Below are 3,160 nucleotides of genomic sequence, written 5' to 3'. Positions count from 1 at the left end.
AAAAAGCAGGTACGCACCTTGGCGAAGTGCGTCATCGAGTTCGGACACGCCTTTCCTGAAGGGCAGGCAGAAGCCCAGCGAATCCTGGGGAATTCCAAGCTGGCCGCCTGGCGAAAGCGGGATCAACTGGAAACCTGGCTGCCCCGTGGACGCATTCGGCATGCGCTCCTCGCTTCGTATCGTCATGAGGAAGGTGACATGCAGCAAGACAACTATCGGCCCATCGTGAATGAGGAACGGTCATGAGTTACCAGCCGACTCTTGAAGACATGGCGTATCTGGTACAAAACCAACCCGAAAGTTTTATACGCCCGGAGAATGAACGGCGTCGAATACTGGATGCCATGGCGTATAGCGATGATTACGCGGCGACTCCCGTCTTTCAGGATCAAGCGATTAATTATTCGTACCGAGAATACCTCAAGGGAGGCGGGGAGCCGTTAACAGGAAGTCCCATTCCCTCGGAACCCTCTGACGGAGAAAGCCTCCAGGATCCAGAGTTGGGGGAAATCTGTGTGGAATGTGCCTCGAAAACGCCCTGTATCAAACAGGTCGAGGTTGTCTGCCACGGGGGGAGTAATGCCCGGGTCGTGCTGCAGGGAGGCAATGAGCTGGATGATACCGACTGCAAGATCTATTTCGTGGCCGATCAGGCGGTAGCGGGAGAATTGAGTTTCGAGGGGTTCTTGAACGGTTCGACGTTCAAGGATGAAGGTACCGTGACGATCACGCTCGAGGATGAGTGCCCTCATCAGGCACATACGCTCTATTGGACAGGAGAGCTGAACGGCACGACCATTAATTCGGGCACTGCAATACCTTTTATCGTCGAAACGAATCCACGTTCTTCTCTGACCAATATCCCCCGATTGGGTGACTATGGCCTTGCCTTCGAGGCGGCTGTGATTATTCTCGATACCATCATGAATCGAGGCATCATGGCGAAGGAGGAGCAATTCAGGATCAGCTACGACGGCACCAAAGATTTTCTTTTTACCTCCGTTACCGTACCCAGCCTGAAATTCAATGGGAAAGTGAGTGTACAGCCGCCTCAAATAGGCACCGAGAATATCCCACGAAGCGAAGCTAGGCGCTTACGAGGTGAGCTGGATATGGGGAGTAACCCCAGACAGGTCACGCACGAGCAGGGGTGGCAAGTCGATGCAGAAATAGGCGTGACTTGCGGCAGCAACACCAAGAATATTCAGGTAGGGAAATATCGTAGCGAAACCTCGACCTACGATAGTGCCCCATCGCTTCGCAGGCAACAAAATGCTCGGCAGCAAGCGAGTTCAATTGATCGATTCATTGAATCGCTGACAACTAATGCCAAGCGTTTGGCAAAGAACTTGAGCGCCGAACAGGATTCAAATAAATTAGCCAATATTTTTACGGTAGGCCCAAAGCTAAGTATACAAGTCGAGAGCGAACAGGTTGAGCAGGATGCAGGCCCCGAGCTTACATGGAAGCTAGATGTAGGCCTTTCGTTGGATTTTGCATTTGGCGTCAAGGTCGATATTTATCTAGCGCTGAAACGTGCATTAAGAAGGCTACCCGTTGTTACTCCTTTAGGAGCAGCGGCCCATACGTTAGTCACATTCTTGGAAGATGCGGAAACAGGTAGAAACCTTCTTGTTGCCCAATATCAAATTGACCCTTCGCTTTTCATGGAAATCTCGCTTGGAGCAGGATTCCAGGCATCGGAGGACGCTACTGCCGATGAACTGCTTGGAGGCGTTTACGATTTTCATGAGGGAAAATTCGACGAATCCACTGTCAGAGGTCAGGTTGAGATCAAACTTACTGCTAAAGCCATGGGCGGTATTATTGGCTATTTTGATTCGATTATCACTGATAGACATGTATTCAAATACGAGGCTGAAGTCGTTACCGAAGGTGGCATTCAAATTAAAACAGACGAAGGGCGCTGGGGGTATCAGCTTTATCACAAAGGAGCTTCTTTAAAGATTAAATCTTACAAGAAATTGAATGTGGAGTCTGGTGATCGTCGTCCTGGTGCGGGCGGTGAATCAAGAAGTTCACGTTCTCGCCAAGTTATCCTGAACTCTACTTCAGTTGACTGGGTTGAGGATTCAGAAAATACTAACACTTATCCTCTTGCAGAGGGTTATAACGGGGAGTTTATACCATTCTCATGAAAAAAATATTGACGAAGCTGTTATTAATATTTCTTTTAATGGAGGCGAGTGCAATGGCGCAGGAAGTTGAAAGCCAACAGTACCACTTTGGTGTTCGCTGGTCTGTAGACGGCGTTCCTAGTTCAATGCGTATTCAAGATATTTTATTAAATTTTACCGGCACACCAAGTGATTTAGATACTCGATTGCCTGTTTCACAGTACATTAAAAATGGAAGAAATAAGGTGAACCTTAACTCATGGCCAATGCAATATGAGCCGGATAGCGAGTTAAAAATTTCACTATTATATTGGGAGCCAGGTCAAAACCCTAATACGGAAGCCAGCTCTGCTTTCGATGTTGTCATGAAGCCGGGGCAAAATGATGCTGACCCTGAAGTCGTATTTTTGGATCCGGGTGCTCCTTTGCAACCTTTACAAAGTGATATCGAATTTAAAAGATTTGAAGATTATGACACTTTGGAAGTGGTATTCAATAATCATCAGCAAATGCCAATTTGGTGCTGGGAGAAAGGAGATATATTAAGTAATACGGATGCGGTGCGCGATAGCCTAGCCCGAGAGTATCGTCGACTACATGCCTTATTTGAAGCAAGGAATAACGATGCGCTCATGAATGCTTCCAGCACCATGATTGAAGAACTGGCGCTAGCCTCTGGTGAATCCGAAGCTTATGTGCGCCAGCGAGCAAGCTATGATATGTTTTTTGATAACCCGAATTTGTTTGAACTCGATCCTTTTCCAGAAGAGCCCATGAAGTTGAACTTAGCGGCGGACAATCGAGTCGCTTGGCTGACAACGGAAGGGGTCAATGTGCCCATCGCATTTGGTCATGCAGGACAAGAACACCAAGCCAGTTTCGTCAGACTTTACTTCATCCAACGCGATGGTCAATGGGAAATCTGCCGATGAAATCCATCGCCCGCCAAGACGACCTGCACCGCTGTCCCATCCCCGGTCACGGCACTACCGAAATCGTTTCCGGCTCGCCCTCTCATGTAG

Annotated in this window: 3 protein-coding genes; all 3 read left to right on the top strand. The window is 48.4% G+C overall.

The genetic code is table 11. The annotated features are described in order from the left end of the window. A partial coding sequence (locus BIS11_RS13740; RefSeq protein WP_253586301.1) for a hypothetical protein occupies positions 1 to 246 on the top strand: 246 nt, incomplete at its 5' end. Continuing rightward, positions 243 to 2,159, top strand: coding sequence for a hypothetical protein (locus BIS11_RS13735; RefSeq protein WP_253586300.1), 1,917 nt, complete (start codon positions 243 to 245; stop codon positions 2,157 to 2,159). The genes BIS11_RS13740 and BIS11_RS13735, both read left to right, overlap by 4 nt. 53 nt (positions 2,160 to 2,212) lie before the next feature. Next, positions 2,213 to 3,070, top strand: coding sequence for a hypothetical protein (locus tag BIS11_RS13730; RefSeq protein WP_253426650.1), 858 nt, complete (start codon positions 2,213 to 2,215; stop codon positions 3,068 to 3,070). Positions 3,071 to 3,160: the final 90 nt, after the last annotated feature.

Origin of the sequence: Halomonas sp. 707D4 (assembly GCF_024158685.1) — a bacterium.
Taxonomy (GTDB): domain Bacteria; phylum Pseudomonadota; class Gammaproteobacteria; order Pseudomonadales; family Halomonadaceae; genus Vreelandella.
This window is presented reverse-complemented; position numbering and strand designations above follow the sequence as displayed.

What these genes read in the sequence shown, in the direction of transcription:
- BIS11_RS13730 (WP_253426650.1), top strand. Translation starts at nt 2,213, where the DNA reads ATGGCGCAGGAAGTTGAAAGCCAACAGTACCACTTTGGTGTTCGCTGG.
- BIS11_RS13735 (WP_253586300.1), top strand. Translation starts at nt 243, where the DNA reads ATGAGTTACCAGCCGACTCTTGAAGACATGGCGTATCTGGTACAAAAC.